The organism is Amphibacillus marinus (assembly GCF_900110345.1).
Classification (GTDB): Bacteria; Bacillota; Bacilli; order Bacillales; family Amphibacillaceae; genus Amphibacillus_D; species Amphibacillus_D marinus.
Genome location: NZ_FODJ01000001.1, coordinates 496,254 through 515,197 on the forward strand (window position 1 = coordinate 496,254; position 18,944 = coordinate 515,197).

An 18,944-nucleotide genomic window follows, 5' to 3' on the forward strand; every position below is an offset into this window, starting at 1 on the left:
TATTTATTGTTCTGAATCTACAGAGTCAAACATTTTTCCATTTCCAAATCCTGCTTCTTTCCCTGGTAAAACAAGATTTAAAATAACGCCCGTCAATGCCGCTAATGCCATACCCGCAATCTCAATTTCGATTCCAAATAACGGTAGCTTTATTAGCGCTCCACCCACACCAATGACCAAAATAACTGACGCAATAATTAAATTACGGTTTTGCCCTAAGTCGACTTGGTTATCAATCATCATACGCAGTCCACTGGAAGCAATAATACCGAATAAAAGGATTGAAACACCACCCATAACTGGACTAGGTATTGACGAGATTAAGTCAGCGATAATACCAATAAATCCAAAGATAATCGCTAAGCATGCAGCACCACCAATAACAAACACACTAAAAATTCGCGTAATCGCAAGAACCCCAATATTTTCTCCGTAAGTGGTGTTAGGCGGTCCACCTAAACAGGCCGCTATTATTGAAGCAACCCCATCTCCTAAAATAGAACGATGAAGACCAGGTGTTTTAATAAAATTACGACCGACTACTTTTGATAAGACCATTTGGTCACCAATATGCTCGGCTATCGTTACAATTGACACGGGTACCATAATTACTAGTGCATTCATGCTAAAGGCATCAATTGGTGAATAATCTTTAAAAGGGATAATAAATTCTGGCATGACAAAGATTGCAGTAAAAAATTCATTAACCGAACTAGCCCCAACAATATTGAGCCAGCTTGTTTGTAATGCTGAAGTATCAACTATACCTATTACAAGAGCATAAAGGTAACCTGTTATTATGCCAATTAAAATTGGGATAAGTCCAAAAAACCCTTTAAAAAACAATGAACCAATGATGGTCACGATTAAGGTCAGAATTGCCACGGAGAAATGCTGACCACTATAGATACCATCGACATTCATTGCCATGTCGATAGCTGTTGGAGCAAGCCCTAACCCAATGACAACGATGACGGGACCAACGACAATCGGTGGAAGTATCTTCATAATCCAGTCAACACCGAACACACTAATTAACAGGGCAACAAGTCCATAGACAAGACCAGCCATAAAACTCCCAACCATAGCGGCTGGAATACCACCATCTGTAAGCGACAAGCTAATGATCGGTGCGATAAAAGCAAAGCTTGAACCTAAGTATGCTGGTATCTTTCCTTTAGTTATAATCAAGTATGCAATTGTGCCAGAACCACTTGAAACAAGGGCAACAGCAGGTGGCAACCCAGTTAAAAAAGGAACTAATACTGTTGCACCAAACATAGCGAATAAATGCTGTAAACTTAACATAAACCATTTTGATTTTTTCGGGATATCTCCTACATCCATTACCATATCTAATCTTTCCATCTGTTCTTCCTCCTAAGTAACGCCTTCTCTTTTTATAAATACTCACAAACTTGATGTGAGCCAATTATGTATAACCTGCTCTCTTATTAAAGACAAAAAACCTCTTTGCAGGCCGCAAAGAGGTAGACGGGTGGTAGACACACGTAGCCACTAGCAACCTTGCAAGCCTCTCTGGACTTGGTTTAAAGGTCTCTATTTACTTTTGATAAATACTAACTAAATCAGTTCCATCTGTTTCACTTAAGGTAACCACCACTATTTCTTCCTGTGAGGTTGGAATATTCTTGCCAATATAATCCGCTCGAATAGGTAACTCCTTGTGCCCTCGATCAACTAAAACTGCTAATTGTATTTGCGCCGGTCGTCCAAGATCAATTAATGCATCCATACTTGCCCTTACTGTACGTCCTGTGTATAGAACATCATCAACAAGGACGACTTTTTTTCCATTAATATTGGTGTTAACTTCTGTTTGCTTGACAGTTGGCTCTTGCTTTTCAGAGACATGGGTTAAATCATCACGATATAGTGTAATATCAATATCCCCAATCGGCACCTCAACACCTTCAATATCATTAATCTTCTGACGTAACCGTTCCGCCAATGGAATACCTCTCGTTCTTATTCCAACTAGAATCAAATCATCAGTGCCTTTATTACGCTCTAATATCTCATGCGCAATTCTGGTTAATGCCCGATTTATCGCTGGTGGGTCTAAGATGACCGCCTTCTCCTTCACCGTTCAATCCCCCCTAAGGTAAAACAACCTCCATTTACCCACTACCAAAATAGTTAAGTAAATCCATCTTTGTAAGGACTTCATCAAAAAAATCCCTTTTCTCCGCATGGAAAAAGGGATTTAGATATACGAATCAATCATCTGAATGTAAGTCATTGTCCTTTTCAGCCTCACGGGACTGTATTTAAAGGTTATTTTATTAACACTATTATTTCAAAATCAGTGAAAAATGTCAATGCATTTCTTTAACTTTTTTTAACGTTTCGGTAAATACCTCTGGTGGCTCCACCTGAAAAACCAACCACTCATTTGTTACTGGATGATGGAAGCCAAGTTCTTGAGCATGCAAGGCTTGTCCCTCAGTAGCAATTGTTTTTCTTTGACCATATTTCGGATCACCAACTAATGGAAAACCAATGTAACGCATATGTACTCTAATTTGGTGGGTCCGTCCTGTTTCTAATACACATTTTACAAGCGTAAAGGCTTGATTAATGCGCTCGATCACCTCAAAATGGGTAACTGCATCTCTACCGCCCGTAACGACACCCATACGCTGACGATCTTTAGGATCTCGTCCAATTGGCGCATCAATTGTCCCATATTCATGTGGAACTGCCCCATGAACTAATGCAAGATATGAACGTTTAACCGTCTTATCTTTTAATTGATTGGCAAGCGATTGGTGTGCCTGATCATGCTTGGCGACCATTAACAAGCCACTGGTATCCCGATCAATTCGATGAACAATTCCTGGTCTAATTACCCCATTGATTCCTGAAAGATCCTTGCAATGATACATCAACGCATTCACCAACGTCCCTGTGTGATGTCCGGCTGACGGATGCACCACCATCCCCTTGGCCTTGTTTACTACTAGAACGGCGTCATCCTCATAGACAATATCAAGTGGAATCTGTTCTGGGAGCACCTCAAGAATTTCAGGCTCAGGCTCTTCCCAAGTAATTTTAGCATGCAGTTCACAGCGATAATTCACTTTGACTTGTTCGCCATTTACCAGTACATGCCCTGACTTAATCCAACTTTGGATCTGTGCTCGAGATATGTCAGTTAAGATCGTTGGTAGTACCTTGTCAACTCTTTCATTTGCCTCTTGTTCTGTTACAATAAAAAACTGGTCATGCATGATTAGATCGTCCCTTCTTAAACTCATCAATTAATGTAACAATCCCAATCAAAATGACACCAACAACTAATGAAGAATCTGCAACATTGAAAATTGGAAAATTATAATTAAAGATATAGACATCAATAAAATCAACAACCTCCTGGATACGAACACGATCAATAAAATTCCCGATCGCTCCACCCAATACTAGCCCTAAGCCAAGCCCTAGCCAAACACTTTCTTTGGCAAACTTTGTCATGTAATAAACAATGGCCACAATGACAATGACAGTGATAATATAGAAAAAGATCATTTGACCAGCAAGAATTCCCCATGCAGCCCCCGTATTTCGATGAGATGTAATATACAAGAAATCTTCTATGATGGTAATACTTTCTCTTAACTCCATTCGAGTGACGACTAACCATTTCGTAAATTGATCTGCTAGAATAATTGCCAATGCCAATCCGTAATATCGCATACAAGTCCTCCATTCAAAAACTCATTCTCTTTAGCATTTTACCACTGATTTTCCGAAAAGAAAATGCTAAGCGGAATTTAAAGACGCTCCGCTGCTTGCGGAGCGTCAGTTTGAAATTAGTCATGATAATGTTGACTAACTACCTCGGCACATCGACTACATAAATGTGGGTGCTCCTGATTGTGCCCAACAGTCGCTGACGCTACCCAACACCGTTCGCATTTCTCTTCGTCACACTTCTCAACACTTACTGTCACATGTTCGTAAGTCTTTCCTGATTTAAGCTGGTCAGCAATGACGACTTTTGACACGATGAATAATTGATCAAGTTGCTCCACTTGATTCAGCAAATCATTGGTCTGTTGATCATTACCAGAAATTGTAACCATAGCCTCAAGGGACTTACCGATTACTTTATTAGCTCGTGCTTCTTCAAGCGCTTTTAAGATATCGTCTCTCACTGCAATAAAATGATCCCACTTTGTTAACAGTTGTTCACTATTGGCAAGTTCCCGCGCTTTTGGCATATCTGTTAATTGAACAAATGCACGTTCTTCGTTAGGAAGGTAACGCCAAACCTCTTCAGCAGTATGCGTAAGAATTGGGGTAATCAGCTTGACTAAGCTTACAATTGTTTCATAATAAACAGTTTGAACAGAACGACGGCGCTGGCTATCCGCTGGCTCAATGTAAAGAATATCTTTGGCATAATCTAAATAAAATGCACTCAACTCGATGGAGCAGAATTGGTGAACCTTATTGTATACAGTAGAAAAATCGAATGTATCATAAGCCTTATCAACCTTTTTAATCAATTGCTGTAGCTTAATCAGCATATATTGATCAACTTCATGTAACGCCTCATCACTCACCGCATGTTTAGCTGGATTAAAATCAGCAAGATTCCCTAATAAGAAGCGGAATGTATTTCTTATTTTGCGATAGCCTTCTGCTGTTTGTTTAATAATCTCATCAGATACGCGCACATCAGATTGGTAATCAACGGAAGCGACCCAAAGACGCAAAATATCAGCACCATATTGCTTCATGATTTTTGCTGGTACAATGGTATTTCCGATTGACTTACTCATCTTACGCCCCTGCCCATCAAGGGTAAAGCCATGGCTTAGGACAGTTTTATATGGTGATTTCCCAGTGACTGCAACTGCTGTAGAAAGTGAAGAATTAAACCAACCACGGTACTGGTCAGAACCTTCTAAATAAAGATCAGCTGGTCGCTGTAATTCTGGACGTTCTTCTAGCACCCCTTGATGTGAAGAACCTGAATCAAACCAGACATCCATAATATCCATTTCTTTAGTAAATGTTCCATTAGGACTATGCTCAGAAACAAACCCAGCTGGAAGTAGCTCTTTGGTGTCCCAGTCAAACCAGATGTTTGAACCATGTTCGCGAAAGAGCTTAGCAACATGATGAATTGTTTCATCGGTAATAATTGGGGTGCGGTCCTCGCCATAAAAAACAGGAATCGGAACGCCCCAGATACGCTGTCTAGAAATACACCAATCTTCTCGATCACGGACCATATTATAAAGGCGAGTTTCGCCCCATTTTGGTACCCAATTAATGCGATTAATTTCGGCAAGGATTTGGTCACGGAAATCTTTAATTGACGCAAACCATTGATTTGTCGCTCGGTAAATGACCGGTTTTTTTGTACGCCAATCATGTGGGTATGAGTGCGTAATGAAGCTTAAGCCAAGTAGAGCACCATTCTCTTTAAGCTGATCGGTAATATTCTTATTAGCAGCATCATAGAACAGGCCTTCATATCCAGGGGCTTCATCAGTCATGACGCCTTTTTCATCAACTGGACAGAGGACATCTAAGCCATACTTTTTTCCAACGATAAAGTCATCCTCACCATGACCAGGAGCTGTATGAACAAGACCCGTTCCGCCATCAGTAGTAACATGGTCACCTAAGACAACCAATGAGTCCCGTTGATATAGTGGATGAGTAGCAACAAGATGCTCTGCCTCTTGACCTTTAAATGTCTTGATTGTTTGATAATTTGGCCATTCTAACGTTTTAGCTACTTCTTCTAAACGAGCCTCGGCAATGATATATTTAGCATCTGCTACTTTAACAACGACATATGATAAGTCCGGATGCAACGCAATGGCTAAATTGGCCGGAATCGTCCATGGTGTTGTTGTCCAGATAACAAATTTTTCTTCTCCATCTAGTAAGCTTCCCCCATCTTTCACTTGGAAAGCAACAAAAATTGACGGTGAGCGTTTATCCTGATACTCAATCTCTGCTTCAGCAAGGGCAGATTCAGATGATGGTGACCAATAAACTGGCTTAAGGCCTTTATAGATATAACCTTTCTTCGCCATCTCACCAAAAACTTCAATTTGAGCAGCTTCATATTCCTTATCCAATGTCACATACGGGTTGTCCCAATCACCACGAACACCGAGTTGCTTAAATTGTGTCCGTTGATTATCAACCTGTTTCAGGGCATACTCAGCACATTTCTGTCTAAATTCTGCCGCTGACATCTTTTTCCGATCAACCTTTTTCTTTGCTAAAGCTGTTTCAATTGGCAAACCATGTGTATCCCATCCTGGTACATAAGGGGCATGATAGCCTGACATTGATTTATACTTCACAACAAAGTCCTTTAACACTTTGTTGAGGGCGTGCCCCATATGCAAGTCACCATTAGCGTATGGAGGGCCATCATGCAGGACATATAATGGGCGTCCAGCAGTTCTTTCCTGGACCTGTTGATAGAGCTTGGCTTCTTCCCAGCTTTCCTGCATTTTAGGTTCTTTGTTTGGTAAATTTCCACGCATTGGAAATTCAGTGTTAGGCATGAGTAATGTTTCTTTATAGTCCATGACTTGTTCCTCCTTCAATAAGTCGTTTTTTAAAAATAGCCATATTCAGCGATGGAAGCAACAAAAAAAGCCCTAACATCCCGGAAAGGGACGAGAGAACTCGCGGTACCACCCTAATTAGCTAATTAGCTTAGCTCACTTAATAACCGTAACGTGGCCAAACGTCTACTTCTAACCACATAGCTCAAAGTAGAAGGCTTGAGGGTGATCTTCATGTTATATTCTTATCCTAGGCTCACACCATACCCTAGTTCGCTAAATAAGAACAAAACCCTACTCTTCCTCGCATTGCCAATAATTTTATAAAATTAAATAATTGCTTCGTGAATGCATTATATGTAATAATGGCACATTCGTCAAGTCGTTTCAATAAAACAAGCCAATTAATCTTCTTGTTCAGAATCCTGCTCGGTTATTTCCAACTGAAAAAGCTGATCCCAGTCACCATTATCAATTAACTCTAACTGTGCTTCAATCATCATTTTAAGACGGGTCCGAAATACTTTCCCCTGCTTCTTTAAATCTTCAACTTCAATTTCAATCTTTCTTGACTTTTCTAACGACTCATTAATAATTCGATCAGCGTTTTTCTCCGCTTCACGAACAATCAATTTTGACTCCTTCGTGGCATTTCCTTTAACATCTTCAGCTGCCTGCTGCGCAATTAGGATTGACTTATTTAAGGTCTCCTCAATATTTGAGAAGTGACCAAGCTTTTCTTTTAATTGTTCAACCTCACGATTTAGTTCTTTCTTCTCTCGGATAACAATTTCATAATCCTTAATGACTTGATCTAAAAATTCGTTAACTTCATCTTGATCATAGCCTCGTAAACCTCTGGTAAACTCTTTATTATGGATATCTAATGGTGTCAATGGCACGATGGCCACCTCCTCATTCCGTTGTTTTATAATTAGTTATTCGACATAACAGCCCAACAATCCTGCTCTTTTGCTTTTTCTTATCTTATTTTTCTAGTATACCATATTCAATTCGCCATTTTTCTTTCTTCGTTTCTCCTAAAATGCTGATCAGCTTGCTTCTTCCTTTACCACGGCAAGATAGTAAATCACCTGCTTCAACCTTAAAGGCCGGATCCTCGACAACTTTAAAATTCACCTTTAGATAACCTTTACCGATAAGTTGAGCAGCCTGAGAACGAGATATGCGATAAACATGCTTGACGAGCACATCTAAGCGAAGCGATGATACCGTCGTTTCATGATAACGCCATAATGCGGCTACGCTTAACGCTCGCTCTTGCTCAATTTTTTTAAATTGAATACTCGTCTGTTTAATCTGAGTAAAATGCAAACTGACAAAATCCGCCACATCGTGACTAACAGCTAGCTGTATCAGCCCTTGCTCAGCATCGACGTTAATATCACCAAGCTTCTTATGCTTCATCCCGAGTGAGAAAAAAGCCCCCAGAACATCTCTGTGTTCAATTTGATTAAAACGCGTTGAATAAGTTGCCATTAACAAAGTAATTGGAAAATCATTATCTGTTAGCTCTTCATAATAAGGAGCTAAGGCGGCTTGCTTTCTTTCTGCACCTTGGTAGCCACCTGAAAAACTTAAATTCAATTGCTCATCTTGTCCAATCACCGATTGAAAGATGAACTGCTCTCTCGGATCAAGAAAATCACTAATCTTTGCTGTATAAAACTGGTTGACCTGATCACGCCAGCTAACAACTTGATCAACAAAGTGTCGCTCCTCTTTTCTAAAATGCTGATAAATATCCATGTAGACTCCTTTAAATCAGTCCGTTCTTTGCTCTTTGTTTAGATAGTGTCTAAAACAAAGAAAGTAATACGACTAATCCTTGTGCTGCAAACTGCAATGTTAATAAGGCCACAATCCCTGAGATATCGATCATTCCAAGTGGCGGAATAATGCGGCGGAATGGTGTCAGATACGGTTCGACAATTGCACTTAGAAAGCGACCAATGCTTGATTCCCGTGCTCCTGGAAACCATGACATCAGAATATAAACGACAATTGCTCCTTGATAAAGCTGAAGTAACCGAAACAAAATATCAATCATCTTGCTACCACCTTTGCTCGTAATCTTGCTCATCCATCACTTGTGTTATGTTCCCAGAGATTTCAACATTATCTGGTGTACATAGAAAGGTGTGTGGGCCTAGCTTCTGAATTTGTCCTGACACAGCGTAGACAGTGCCACTTAGAAAGTCAACAATTCGTTTTGCTTGCTCATAGTCTACTCGTTGAAGGTTGATCACGACTGAGCGGCGATTAACAATATGATCGGCGATGTCCTGTGTTTCATCATATGACCTCGGCTCTGATAAAACCACCTTTGCTTGAGCTTGGATTGCTTTTAAACTCACAACATTTTTACCATCTTTTCTTTCATGCTTCTCACTTCTACTTGTGTGCTCTTCTCCTTGACCCTCAAAGGATTCAACTTCCTCATAATACTCTTCGTCCTCAACGGAAAACAGTGTACGGAACTTATTTTTTATGCTCATTTTATCACCTTATCCTTCCATTCCAACTAGGCTTGAGCCTACTCGTATATGTGTCGCGCCCTCTTCAATTGCGATCTCGAAATCGTTACTCATCCCCATCGAGAGGTAGCGGCATGGTGCGTTTGGGTATTGCTGTGCTTGAATAAAGTCTCTTAGCTCCCTAAGCTGACTAAACACAGCTCTTAAAACAGGCTCCTCTACAGTATGGGGGGCCATTGTCATCAGGCCAACCACATTGATATTATGGTAATTAGCTAGTGTTTCAATAAATGACCCGACTTCTGAGGGAGCTAGTCCTGCTTTACTTTCCTCACCACTTACATTCACTTGAACAAAGCACTTAATCACGTTTACAGCACGTTTATTAATTTCTTCTGCTAATGCTATGCGGTCCAGAGCATGAAAAAAATCAATGTCATTGATCACTTTTTTTACTTTTTTCGTCTGCATCTGTCCAATAAAATGCCAGCTAAGTTTATCATCAGCTAGGGCCGATTTTTTTTCAATAAAACCTTTATCCCGATTTTCACCAACATCATTAATCCCTAACTGTACAACTTCCCTAGTTTTCTCTATTGTAACATATTTTGTTACGGCAATCAGAGTAAGATCGTCTGGTGAACGATTTGCTCGCTGACAGCTTTGGTGGATACGTTGTAAAATATCTTGATATCTATTTACTAATGTCAAATAAATCACCCTTTCAAAAACCTTCAATCTCGACCAATAAAGGCTAACATACGACCTGTTTGTCCTTGATCACGACGATAGGAATAAAGGTTGTCTGCTACATAAGTACAATAATTCGTCATTAAAATGTTTGATTCCTTAATACCAGCTTCTATTAAGATAAGCTGATTCAATCGAGGTAGATCAATTAAATACTGATTGTTCTGATCATCTAATTGTTCAACTACTTTATTTCGATAACGTTCAGGTACCTGATTAACGACAAAATCATCGACCCGGTAATGAACTTGTGATATGGCAGGCCCGATCGCAATATGTAAGTGAGCAGGGTTAACGCCCTCCTGTTGGAAATTGCTAACCATTTCCCGGGCAATCATTCCAACCGTTCCACGCCAGCCTGCATGCGCAATTCCTAGCCAATTGGTATAAGGATCATAAAAAAATAATGGTACACAGTCGGCGAAAAAAGCGCCTAGTAAAATGCCGGACTCCTTGGTTATTAAACCATCAATCCCTTTAACCGCTGTTTCAACTGCTGAAGCACCTGCTCCTAGCAAAGCATCTGCTTTTCCTACTTTATATATCGATGAACCGTGAACTTGTTCGCCAATTACCCATTGTTCTAAGGGGTAACCTAACGATTCGGCAAGCCACTGTCGATTTTTCATTACCTGCTCGTACTCATCCTGAACGTGAAGGCCCATGTTTAATCCTGCAAATGGTGGTTTACTAAACCCACCAGACCGTGTTGTAATACCTGCTGTTAAACCTTTAAATTGGTTTAACCAAGCGTGTATGTGATAGTAACCTGGATTATCTAATTGAAATGGCTCCATGGTAACTCCTTTTTAGCATTATTCTAACATATTAAGCTGTTTTATTCCGTAAAATTGCATGTATTTTTTAAAAAAACCGTGCTATTTAACTAAAATAACATCATTACCAAATGTTACGATATGACTCCATGGAATAATTGACTCACCTTGTTTTTGAAAGATCCCGCTTAAGCCTGAACGATTAGCAATAATGATTTCTAATATGAGCCCCTTCTCAACATCAATTTCTAAGTCAATCACGTTTCCCATTCTCTCTCCAGTTGCAATCGACACAATTTCCTTTGCTTGTAGCATGGATAAAGTTATCATTAGCATCACCATCCTTTATAAAACTATATGAGTCAAGCACTGTAACCATTACATGTTCAGCAATTTTTTAACCCTGTAAGGTTAGCTTTACGAAGGCGTATTTAACAGTAGTGCTATACCACAAAAAAGCCTTAATTAACATTAAGCTGTTAATTAAGACTTTACTTTATCTTTTATTTATAACTTATGGTGTATCAAACATATCATTATTCATTTCTTGGATAGCAGCCTTTTCTAGTCGAGAAACCTGAGCTTGAGAAATCCCAATTTCATTAGCTACCTCCATTTGGGTCAAGCCTTGAAAGAACCGCTTTGTTAGGATTAGCTTTTCACGTGCATTTAATCGTTTCATACCTTCTCTTAATGATAGCTCATCTAACCATTTATCTTCTTTATCACGCTCATCACTTATCTGATCCATAACAAAAATCGGATCACCCCCATCATTATAAATAGGCTCAAATAATGATACCGGGTCTTGAATAGCATCCATGGCAAAAACAATATCAGATTGTTCAACACCCAGCTCATTGGCAATCTCGGCAGCTGTTGGCTCTTTTAATTGCTGACTCATTAACTTTTCACGTACTTGTAGTGCCTTATATGCAGTATCCCTTAACGATCGCGATACGCGTATTGGGTTATTATCACGAAGGTAACGTCTAATTTCACCAATGATCATTGGCACTGCATAGGTTGAAAATCGAACATTTTGTCCTAAATCAAAATTATCAATTGATTTCATTAAACCAATGCAACCCACTTGAAATAAATCGTCCCCGTATTCGCCACGATTCTGAAAACGTTGAATGATGCTTAAAACAAGACGCAGATTTCCGTTAACGAGCTTTTCTCTAGCTTCTTGGTCACCATCCTGCATTTGTTTAAACAATTTTCTCATTTCATCGTTTTTGAGAACAGGTAATTTTGATGTGTCTACTCCGCATATTTCAACTTTATGTCTAACCATCCGTGACCCTCCCATGTTGTACACTTACTCATGGAACAGTATCACCATTGGGGGATTCTTTTATGCAGGTAATAATTAACTATCCTCAGTCATCATTGATGCAATAAGGTGTTACGTATATTCACTGTATCTTACGCACAGTTGCTCACAGTTTTTTGATATACTTTTGTTAGTTAGTTTCTTCTATTTGGACTTTTAAATAAATTAGAAACAGAGAAGAGACTGGGACAAAAAAATAATTAGATAAAGAAAATCCGAACATTATGTCCGAAAGCGTATCGTGCTTCGTTAAAACACTTCTCTAGCACCCAAGGGCACAAGCGTGATAGCTTCAGACTCACAGGATGTGAGTCAGTTAGACATTGCGACACGATGTCGCGACCTTAGTCTGACATGCCCCACTGTGTGAAGAAAGACACTTCACACAGTGGATCCTAAGCTCGCACTATTTCCACAGAAGTCTTCGTATTTCAACTACACTTAAGTAGAATGTTCGGATACCTGTTCCAATATTTAGTTATGTCCCAACCCCTTCTTAAAAAATATTTTTTTGTGAATTTACTCTGTTAAGTAAGGTAATAATACCATTATTCGAGAACGTTTAATTGGCGCTGCCAATTTAATGGTCATAATATATTGTTAATTCTCTTGTTTTTTTAAATCTCTCTTTATTGCTTCATATTACATTTCTTTATAATTTTATTTGCTAAATTAATTATTATTTAAAGTAGAGTGATGGATTAGTTTTCCTCCATTTAGCACAAATTTCTTATTACCGTACTTGGCTAATTCAGGATCATGTGTTACCAAAATGATAGACACACCTTGGCTATTAATATCTTGAAGTATTTTCACAATCTGATTCCTATTTTCTCCATCAAGGTTACCCGTTGGCTCGTCACATAGAATAATATTTGGTTTGTTTAGTAAAGCCCTGGCGATAGCTGTTCTTTGTTTTTCTCCTCCAGAAAGCTGACTAGGTACATGCCTGCTGCGATCTGATAGATTAACCAGTTTTAGTAACTCTAAAGCTCTTTTCTCAATCACTAATCTAGGCTGATATGGAAGGAGTGGAATCATAACATTTGTAAGGACGTCGAATTGGTCAAACAGCTGGAAGTCTTGAAAAACATAACCAAGATTTTCTCTTCTGAATGTCCGACGTTCTTCATCTGTAGATTGCATTACATCTAATTCGCCAATGGTTAATGTACCTACATCTGGCTGCTCAATAGAAGAAAGGCAACGCAATAGGGTTGTTTTTCCGGAACCAGACGGACCAGTGATGGTTAGCCATGATCCCCCTTCCACAGTAAGGTTTATATTATCTAAGGCTTTAATTACCTCTACGTTAGTTTGATAGGATTTACTGATTCCCGCTAAATTAATCTGCAATGCTTTCCCCTCATTCCCTACTATATTTCCTCAATGCTTGCGCTGAAATGCCTAATGTAAGCATTAGAATAAAGATTAGACCAACCGCTCCTAATAATATGATAGTACTTGTTAGATTTATAAGCAGGGATATTAACCCTAAACTAATTCCCCAGCCTATGACAGAACATATTCCTGCCCAAAGCGAAATTTCCGCTAGGAAATAACGTCTAATTGCTTTTTTTGCCCAACCAAGGTACTCAAACAGTTTTATTTCAGCCTGCCTTCTTTCCATTAATCGTCTAATTGACTGATAAACTGTGACTAGACTAAGGATATACAAAAGTACAATGACAAGAATAAAAATACCCTCTATTTCTCCGTGTACATATGCTCCTATTCTAGTTTGAGTTGTACTTGTAACATTCTCAATTAAAAAGAATGGCAAGAAACAAGTTAAGATTGTGATTAGCAGTGACTGAACACCCGCAGCTAGAATACTAAATTTATAAAACCACACATTTTGAAGCACAACTTTTTTTAATGGCTTGTTCATTATTCGATAATTAAATTGGTTTAATTTTGTTAGATCTAAAAACACATATAGAATAACACATCCAAAACTTATAACTATGGAAATATAGAAAGGTAACCATACGCTGTATCCTAATCCATATATTAAAAAGCCAAGAATCACAACAATTGCAGGTACCCCTAAAATGGTAGACCATTCTTTATACCTCAAAGAGCGTATGAGCTTATTTGACCAACCTAACTTTGCCAGTAATGCTTCAGCCTTTTGACGATCAACTAGCATATTAAAAAATGTAAAGATAACAAAAGTTAATGCAACCAAAGCATAGAGAACTGTCAACGCCATTTGTAGGACATTCCAGCTTGATAATACAGTGTCTGCTGCCCCAAGCGTAGTAAATGATTGAATTACTATGCCTATTCCTTCTACATCCACCTCCAAATCCTGAAGTGAAGCACCAGCAACAATATCAACAGTGAAGCCTTCTGCTTCCCAAGCTTCAGCCAAAGAGCGAATTCTCTCCGCCGCAACTTTATCATACCCAGTGATACCTGATACCTTTACTCGAATAGCATCAATGGGGGCTTCTCCTTTAGCTTTTTCAGCATTTTCAATAGAAATTAAACCATGCGCAGGTGTATTTATGAAACTCCCTGGCACTGCAGAAGGGTATAACTTTTCATTTGAATTATACGCCAAATGAGGTAATTCTCTTCCGTAAATACCTAATGGTGCAGACGCTAAAGTTTCCGCATTTTCTTCAATAGAGAAAGTGCCATTTTCAATAAAGCCTAAATAATCTTCATTGTTTACCGGTATGTCGGCTTCTTCTAATAATTCATAGAAGATTACTTCTGTGAAATTACGATATGTGGGAGCACCATAGATATCATCTGACCCTGTTTGTCTTACAGCAAGGGTATCATCTTCAGTAATTTCGTACTTAACAGGTTCCAGTCTGTATCCAATTCTTTGACTATGGTAATAAAATGCGCCACCTACACTATAGGGGTCTGTATTTGATTCTAGGTTGTTAGTTTGTTCATCAACAACTAATAACGTTTGTTTAAATGGGGACTGCGTTTCATCTGGCTCAAGTTCGTATATTACCTCGTTCATCTCTCTTTTAGGTGCTATATTTGTTTCAATAATCCTTTTATATTCTTCAAAATCCTTTTCATAAGTTAAAAACGGATTACCCTCTATAAATTGACTATTCCAAGCTTCAAGCTCATTATCCGATACAGCTTCTAATCTATCAATTAATAATTGAACTGTCACTGGTATGGTAACATTCTCTAAGCTCATAATGGGAATGGAATATTGGCCATTCTCATATTCCATTTGATCACTTACTACTTCAGTAAGTGGTGTAAAATCAAAATTAGTTAATTTCCCCTCTTGTTCAGGGTCGATAGCAACTACTTGGTGATAGGATATTGGAAAGGAAAAAGATGCAATATCATACCCTACATAATCATAAGTGACCTCCGCGGATGAAGGATATATTAAACCGTCCCCAAAATCATACATATATTTTCGATTTAAATCTTTGTATGTATGAACACCATCATTAGTCATGTAATCCACTTCATAGTATAGTGATTCTTGCGGTTCCTTCCAAACCATAAAAGTGCGTTCTCTCGCCGTGAACATGCCAATAGAAGCAACTGGAGCAGCAATTTCTACATTAGGATTTTCCTTAATCGAATTCCATTGATTTATGGAAATACCCCCAGCCCCTAAACCAAGATAATTCTCTTCAATAATATTTAAATTACTTTCTAAATCAGTTCGAGCATCTGGTGGTCTAATGAGAATATCATATGATCCTCTTGCAAAATCAGAAATATCTTGTGTTACTTGTTCATTGGCTTCTGCAAGAGTAGCTAACGTATAAGAAACTGTGCTAATGACAAGCATTAGCACAGCAATTATTATGAATTTATTCTGGTTTGAGTGAAGTTTAATCTTTTTCATCATCTTTAATAGCTAATAACTGCTGTCCCATTTGCTCTAGGTGCTGGACCATAGTCTTGAGTAGTAACTGATCCCCAATACGTGTACGTTGTTATGCTATTTGAAGTCCAAGATTGTGAGAAATTTCTAGAAAATGACCCTGGACCACTACGTGTAGGAGCACCACTTATACCTGGATTAAAACTAAAATGAGCGTTTCCACCAACATTAACTGAAACGGTTACATTATAGTAAGTATGCGTACGGCCATTTATTCTAGTCGGATTAAGAAAAGTTTGTGCTGACATTAACTCAACTTCATTACTATCTATTCTGCTTTCTTCAAACTCAGCTGCCTCTAAATCTAAACCTTTAAAGCCTACTAAAAATCCAAAAACCAATAATGTTCCAACTAATAGTTTTTTCAATATAAACCCTCCTTTTTTTACATACAAAAACTACTTAATAACCCTAATCCCTCCTTGAAAATACATATTTTGTATGCATAAATTCATAATAAACTGAAATCTCTGAAAATACAAGTCTTTTACAAAAAAATTATATTTTATAGTTAATTTTTACTTTTATATAACTGGTTGTTAATAAGGTCATCAATAATCCCCATTATTTTACTACATTAATTTTACATTTTTCACTACTGTAATTAACCATATAATCAACATGAGCGAAGGTACGTTTCCATAAATCAATTGATCTAGGATACTTAGACCACTGTTTTTGAATGAGCCAAGTGCCCTACAACAAGCCTTGGTGCCCACTTGATCAAGATCTGTATCAATTTATGCTTATTTTTGATTCCATTTAAACATAAAGTGAAAATTTCTTTTCAATCCTCTATTATATTGGTTAGACAGCCTACTTCTTTGTTTTATTTTCTTTGGGCATAGTCGTGTATTGCCAATCAACAAATTCGAATATATAGCAACTCTCTAAAATGCTGTTCTTCCAATCTTCTAATTCTGCAAGGGCAGCATCTATATTATCCAAAACCATTTCATTAGAGAATGAAAAACTAATTATATTATAGCTTAGTTAATTACATTTTTTATATTTATGTCAACAACTATATTTTTTTCAAATAATGTTATAATAATGAGGGCCGAGCAAGGCGAGTGATCTATCCCCGAAAGAAGGTGGAAGAAACTAGCTTTGATAAATACAAATCAAGAAAAGAAAGAATTAAAGAAATAAGAAAATCAGGCAATCGCATGCCTGATTATCAAGGTAATAATTACCGACTAGACACGCTTAAATAGCTAAAACGCGCTTAACGAATTGGATACACAATACTTCGACTAATTCATATAAATCTTTTAAATCAGCTAATTTATTTAGATCATTTTCTCAAATTCTTTCTGCAAACGGCGAATAATTTTTTTCTCCAGACGTGAAATATACGATTGCGAAATGCCAAGCAAATCTGCAACATCCTTTTGGGTCATCTCACTTTCTCCAACTAAACCAAATCGCATCTCCATTATTTGCTTCTCCCGACCTGATAGCTGTTCTAGTGCCTTCTCTAGTAGCTTTTTATCTACGGAAGCCTCTAAATCACGTTCAATAATATCATCATCGGTTCCTAAAATATCAGATAGCAATAATTCATTACCGTCCCAATCAATATTTAGCGGTTCGTCAAAGGAAATCTCTGATTTAAGTTTATTGGTTTTTCTTAAATACATAAGAATCTCGTTCTCAATACAGCGTGATGCATAAGTGGCTAGCTTGATTTTTTTCTCTAGGTTAAAGGTATTAATTGCTTTAATTAACCCGATTGTACCAATACTAATTAAATCCTCGATATTAATACCCGTATTCTCAAACTTTCTGGCAATGTACACAACTAACCTTAAGTTGCGCTCAATTAACATTGCTTTAGCTGCTTTATCACCCTCCGGTAATTTAATCAGCAACTGATACTCTTCTTCTTTTGATAAGGGGGGTGGGAGTGCTTCACTCCCACCTATATAATAAATGCTCTTGGGCTTAATACCTAGCTTTTTAAATAGCCTGTAAATAAACTGACGAACTCGGACCATGAACAAATTCACAAACAAACACTCCTTTATATGTATTTAAAAATTAGCTTTACTGGCTCACTAACAAATTTCTTGTAACCGGGTAAACAGATTAGGATTTAATAAACAATGGTACTGTTGATCGTCAGACAATGATTCAAAACGCAAACCAACTAAAAAATCTTTAGTAGAAAACACCCGTTCTTTATTTTGAACAATAATTTGCCTTGGTTTAATGACAAGTAACAGACCGTTGTTATTTGATACATCCTGGAAAGGTATAAAGCGTAACTTGCTACGCATTCTCTCGTTGGCAATTGTTAAATCCAATTGCTCAGAAATATTTTTTAGTTGCGTAATTTCTTCCAGGCTGAATAGTTGATTAATAACGTTTAGATCAATAATGACAATAGGTTTACGACTAACTGGATCTATTAAATGATTAGCACTATCGACATATCCGGTGGTTGTCACTACCACATCAATAATATGTAATTGACAACTAAATAATTGCTTAGCTTGATAATTCATTAGCTGCTGCTTGTCCATTGTATGGCGTGTTAGCCACCAGCAGCAGGGAAAGGATATTGTGACGAATAGCCAGCTAATTGGTGTGCCAAAGCCAGTACTTACAGTTAGGACATTTGTTTGATTGACTTGAAAGGGTTGTTGGAAGAGAAAATGCAAACCGATAATAATACCACCAATTGCAAAAGTTACGAAATAAAAAATAACCCATGACTTTAGAAAAAGTCTAATCGTTTTTACTTTAAAGGCAATCGCAATGATGAAACCAGAAAGAATTAATTTACCAACTGGATGCAAGAGTGGACTACTAGGAAATAAGACCGTTATGATGACAATTGAAGCTGCAAATAAAGCCGCTAAGGTAAGTCGCCACCCTCGTGTCTGTTGCTTCGACAGAAATCCTGTTAGTTGAATAATCATAAAGTCAATTAGAAAATTAAGGACAATAATAAGATCTAGATAAATCGTCACAGCGTTTTCCTTTCGTTTAGAAATTACAATTAGTATAAAAGATTAAGCAAGCAAACACTGTCACAATTTGATCGTAATTTTTAAGTTCTTTTCAAAGAAAAAAGCGGTTTCTGTCAACTGCCCATATTAAAAAGGCACTTCATGAAAT

At 37.8% G+C, this 18,944-nt stretch carries 18 protein-coding genes and 1 other annotated feature; all 18 genes read right to left on the reverse strand.

From position 1 onward, the window contains the following. Positions 1 to 3 precede the first annotated feature (3 nt). On the reverse strand, positions 4 to 1,368 hold the full coding sequence (locus tag BM000_RS02430; RefSeq protein WP_091494442.1) for a solute carrier family 23 protein: 1,365 nt from the start codon (positions 1,366 to 1,368) through the stop codon (positions 4 to 6). A 196-nt stretch (positions 1,369 to 1,564) separates the two neighbouring features. Then, positions 1,565 to 2,107, reverse strand: a complete 543-nt coding sequence (gene pyrR / locus BM000_RS02435) for a bifunctional pyr operon transcriptional regulator/uracil phosphoribosyltransferase PyrR (protein WP_091494444.1) — start codon at positions 2,105 to 2,107, stop codon at positions 1,565 to 1,567. 232 nt (positions 2,108 to 2,339) lie between these two features. Beyond that, the gene (locus tag BM000_RS02440) at positions 2,340 to 3,254 is read right to left on the reverse strand and encodes an RluA family pseudouridine synthase (RefSeq protein ID WP_091494447.1); all 915 of its coding nucleotides are present in this window, start codon (positions 3,252 to 3,254) and stop codon (positions 2,340 to 2,342) included. Further along, positions 3,247 to 3,717 carry a signal peptidase II gene (lspA, locus tag BM000_RS02445; RefSeq protein WP_091494449.1) on the reverse strand — a complete coding sequence of 157 codons (471 nt, stop codon included), beginning with the start codon at positions 3,715 to 3,717 and terminating at the stop codon, positions 3,247 to 3,249. The genes BM000_RS02440 and lspA overlap by 8 nt, the downstream gene beginning before the upstream one ends. A 116-nt stretch (positions 3,718 to 3,833) precedes the next feature. Beyond that, on the reverse strand, positions 3,834 to 6,587 hold the full coding sequence (gene ileS / locus BM000_RS02450) for an isoleucine--tRNA ligase (RefSeq protein WP_091494451.1): 2,754 nt from the start codon (positions 6,585 to 6,587) through the stop codon (positions 3,834 to 3,836). Positions 6,588 to 6,670: 83 nt separating this feature from the next. After that, positions 6,671 to 6,885: a binding site (T-box leader), on the reverse strand. A gap of 85 nt (positions 6,886 to 6,970) precedes the next feature. Next, the gene (locus tag BM000_RS02455; protein WP_091494453.1) at positions 6,971 to 7,468 is read right to left on the reverse strand and encodes a DivIVA domain-containing protein; all 498 of its coding nucleotides are present in this window, start codon (positions 7,466 to 7,468) and stop codon (positions 6,971 to 6,973) included. Positions 7,469 to 7,553: 85 nt separating this feature from the next. Next, positions 7,554 to 8,336 (reverse strand): YlmH family RNA-binding protein, encoded by a 783-nt coding sequence (locus BM000_RS02460; protein ID WP_091494455.1) that lies wholly within the window; start codon positions 8,334 to 8,336, stop codon positions 7,554 to 7,556. A 49-nt stretch (positions 8,337 to 8,385) separates the two neighbouring features. Beyond that, on the reverse strand, positions 8,386 to 8,637 hold the full coding sequence (locus BM000_RS02465) for a YggT family protein (RefSeq protein ID WP_091494457.1): 252 nt from the start codon (positions 8,635 to 8,637) through the stop codon (positions 8,386 to 8,388). A 4-nt stretch (positions 8,638 to 8,641) separates the two neighbouring features. Beyond that, positions 8,642 to 9,085, reverse strand: coding sequence for a cell division protein SepF (locus BM000_RS02470; RefSeq protein ID WP_091494459.1), 444 nt, complete (start codon positions 9,083 to 9,085; stop codon positions 8,642 to 8,644). A gap of 9 nt (positions 9,086 to 9,094) precedes the next feature. Further along, positions 9,095 to 9,784, reverse strand: coding sequence for a YggS family pyridoxal phosphate-dependent enzyme (locus BM000_RS02475; protein WP_425425148.1), 690 nt, complete (start codon positions 9,782 to 9,784; stop codon positions 9,095 to 9,097). A gap of 14 nt (positions 9,785 to 9,798) precedes the next feature. Then, a complete protein-coding gene (pgeF, locus tag BM000_RS02480; protein ID WP_091494463.1) occupies positions 9,799 to 10,611 on the reverse strand; it encodes a peptidoglycan editing factor PgeF in 813 nt (270 codons plus the stop codon). Positions 10,612 to 10,692: 81 nt separating this feature from the next. Then, positions 10,693 to 10,920 (reverse strand): YlmC/YmxH family sporulation protein, encoded by a 228-nt coding sequence (locus BM000_RS02485; protein WP_091494465.1) that lies wholly within the window; start codon positions 10,918 to 10,920, stop codon positions 10,693 to 10,695. A 184-nt stretch (positions 10,921 to 11,104) separates the two neighbouring features. Continuing rightward, a complete protein-coding gene (gene sigG, locus BM000_RS02490) occupies positions 11,105 to 11,890 on the reverse strand; it encodes an RNA polymerase sporulation sigma factor SigG (protein ID WP_091494467.1) in 786 nt (261 codons plus the stop codon). A gap of 711 nt (positions 11,891 to 12,601) precedes the next feature. Continuing rightward, positions 12,602 to 13,285: an ABC transporter ATP-binding protein gene (locus BM000_RS02495; protein WP_091494469.1), complete on the reverse strand. Its 684-nt coding sequence runs from the start codon at positions 13,283 to 13,285 to the stop codon at positions 12,602 to 12,604. A gap of 10 nt (positions 13,286 to 13,295) precedes the next feature. Continuing rightward, positions 13,296 to 15,782: an MFS transporter gene (locus tag BM000_RS02500; RefSeq protein WP_091494471.1), complete on the reverse strand. Its 2,487-nt coding sequence runs from the start codon at positions 15,780 to 15,782 to the stop codon at positions 13,296 to 13,298. Positions 15,783 to 15,784: 2 nt separating this feature from the next. Further along, entirely contained in the window at positions 15,785 to 16,186 is a 402-nt protein-coding gene (locus BM000_RS02505; protein ID WP_091494473.1) for a hypothetical protein, read from the reverse strand. Positions 16,187 to 17,110: 924 nt separating this feature from the next. Then, the gene (gene sigE / locus BM000_RS02510) at positions 17,111 to 17,818 is read right to left on the reverse strand and encodes an RNA polymerase sporulation sigma factor SigE (protein ID WP_091495033.1); all 708 of its coding nucleotides are present in this window, start codon (positions 17,816 to 17,818) and stop codon (positions 17,111 to 17,113) included. Positions 17,819 to 17,878: 60 nt separating this feature from the next. Further along, entirely contained in the window at positions 17,879 to 18,796 is a 918-nt protein-coding gene (gene spoIIGA / locus BM000_RS02515; RefSeq protein ID WP_091494475.1) for a sigma-E processing peptidase SpoIIGA, read from the reverse strand. Positions 18,797 to 18,944 lie beyond the last annotated feature (148 nt).

Bases quoted from the DNA above. Each gene is read 5' to 3' on its own strand.
- BM000_RS02430 (WP_091494442.1), bottom strand. From the start codon at position 1,368: ATGGAAAGATTAGATATGGTAATGGATGTAGGAGATATCCCGAAAAAA.
- BM000_RS02440 (WP_091494447.1), bottom strand. From the start codon at position 3,254: ATGCATGACCAGTTTTTTATTGTAACAGAACAAGAGGCAAATGAAAGA.
- lspA (WP_091494449.1), bottom strand. From the start codon at position 3,717: ATGCGATATTACGGATTGGCATTGGCAATTATTCTAGCAGATCAATTT.
- ileS (WP_091494451.1), bottom strand. From the start codon at position 6,587: ATGGACTATAAAGAAACATTACTCATGCCTAACACTGAATTTCCAATG.
- BM000_RS02460 (WP_091494455.1), bottom strand. From the start codon at position 8,336: ATGGATATTTATCAGCATTTTAGAAAAGAGGAGCGACACTTTGTTGAT.
- BM000_RS02465 (WP_091494457.1), bottom strand. From the start codon at position 8,637: ATGATTGATATTTTGTTTCGGTTACTTCAGCTTTATCAAGGAGCAATT.
- BM000_RS02470 (WP_091494459.1), bottom strand. From the start codon at position 9,085: ATGAGCATAAAAAATAAGTTCCGTACACTGTTTTCCGTTGAGGACGAA.
- pgeF (WP_091494463.1), bottom strand. From the start codon at position 10,611: ATGGAGCCATTTCAATTAGATAATCCAGGTTACTATCACATACACGCT.
- BM000_RS02485 (WP_091494465.1), bottom strand. From the start codon at position 10,920: ATGATAACTTTATCCATGCTACAAGCAAAGGAAATTGTGTCGATTGCA.
- sigG (WP_091494467.1), bottom strand. From the start codon at position 11,890: ATGGTTAGACATAAAGTTGAAATATGCGGAGTAGACACATCAAAATTA.
- BM000_RS02500 (WP_091494471.1), bottom strand. From the start codon at position 15,782: ATGATGAAAAAGATTAAACTTCACTCAAACCAGAATAAATTCATAATA.
- sigE (WP_091495033.1), bottom strand. From the start codon at position 17,818: ATGGTCCGAGTTCGTCAGTTTATTTACAGGCTATTTAAAAAGCTAGGT.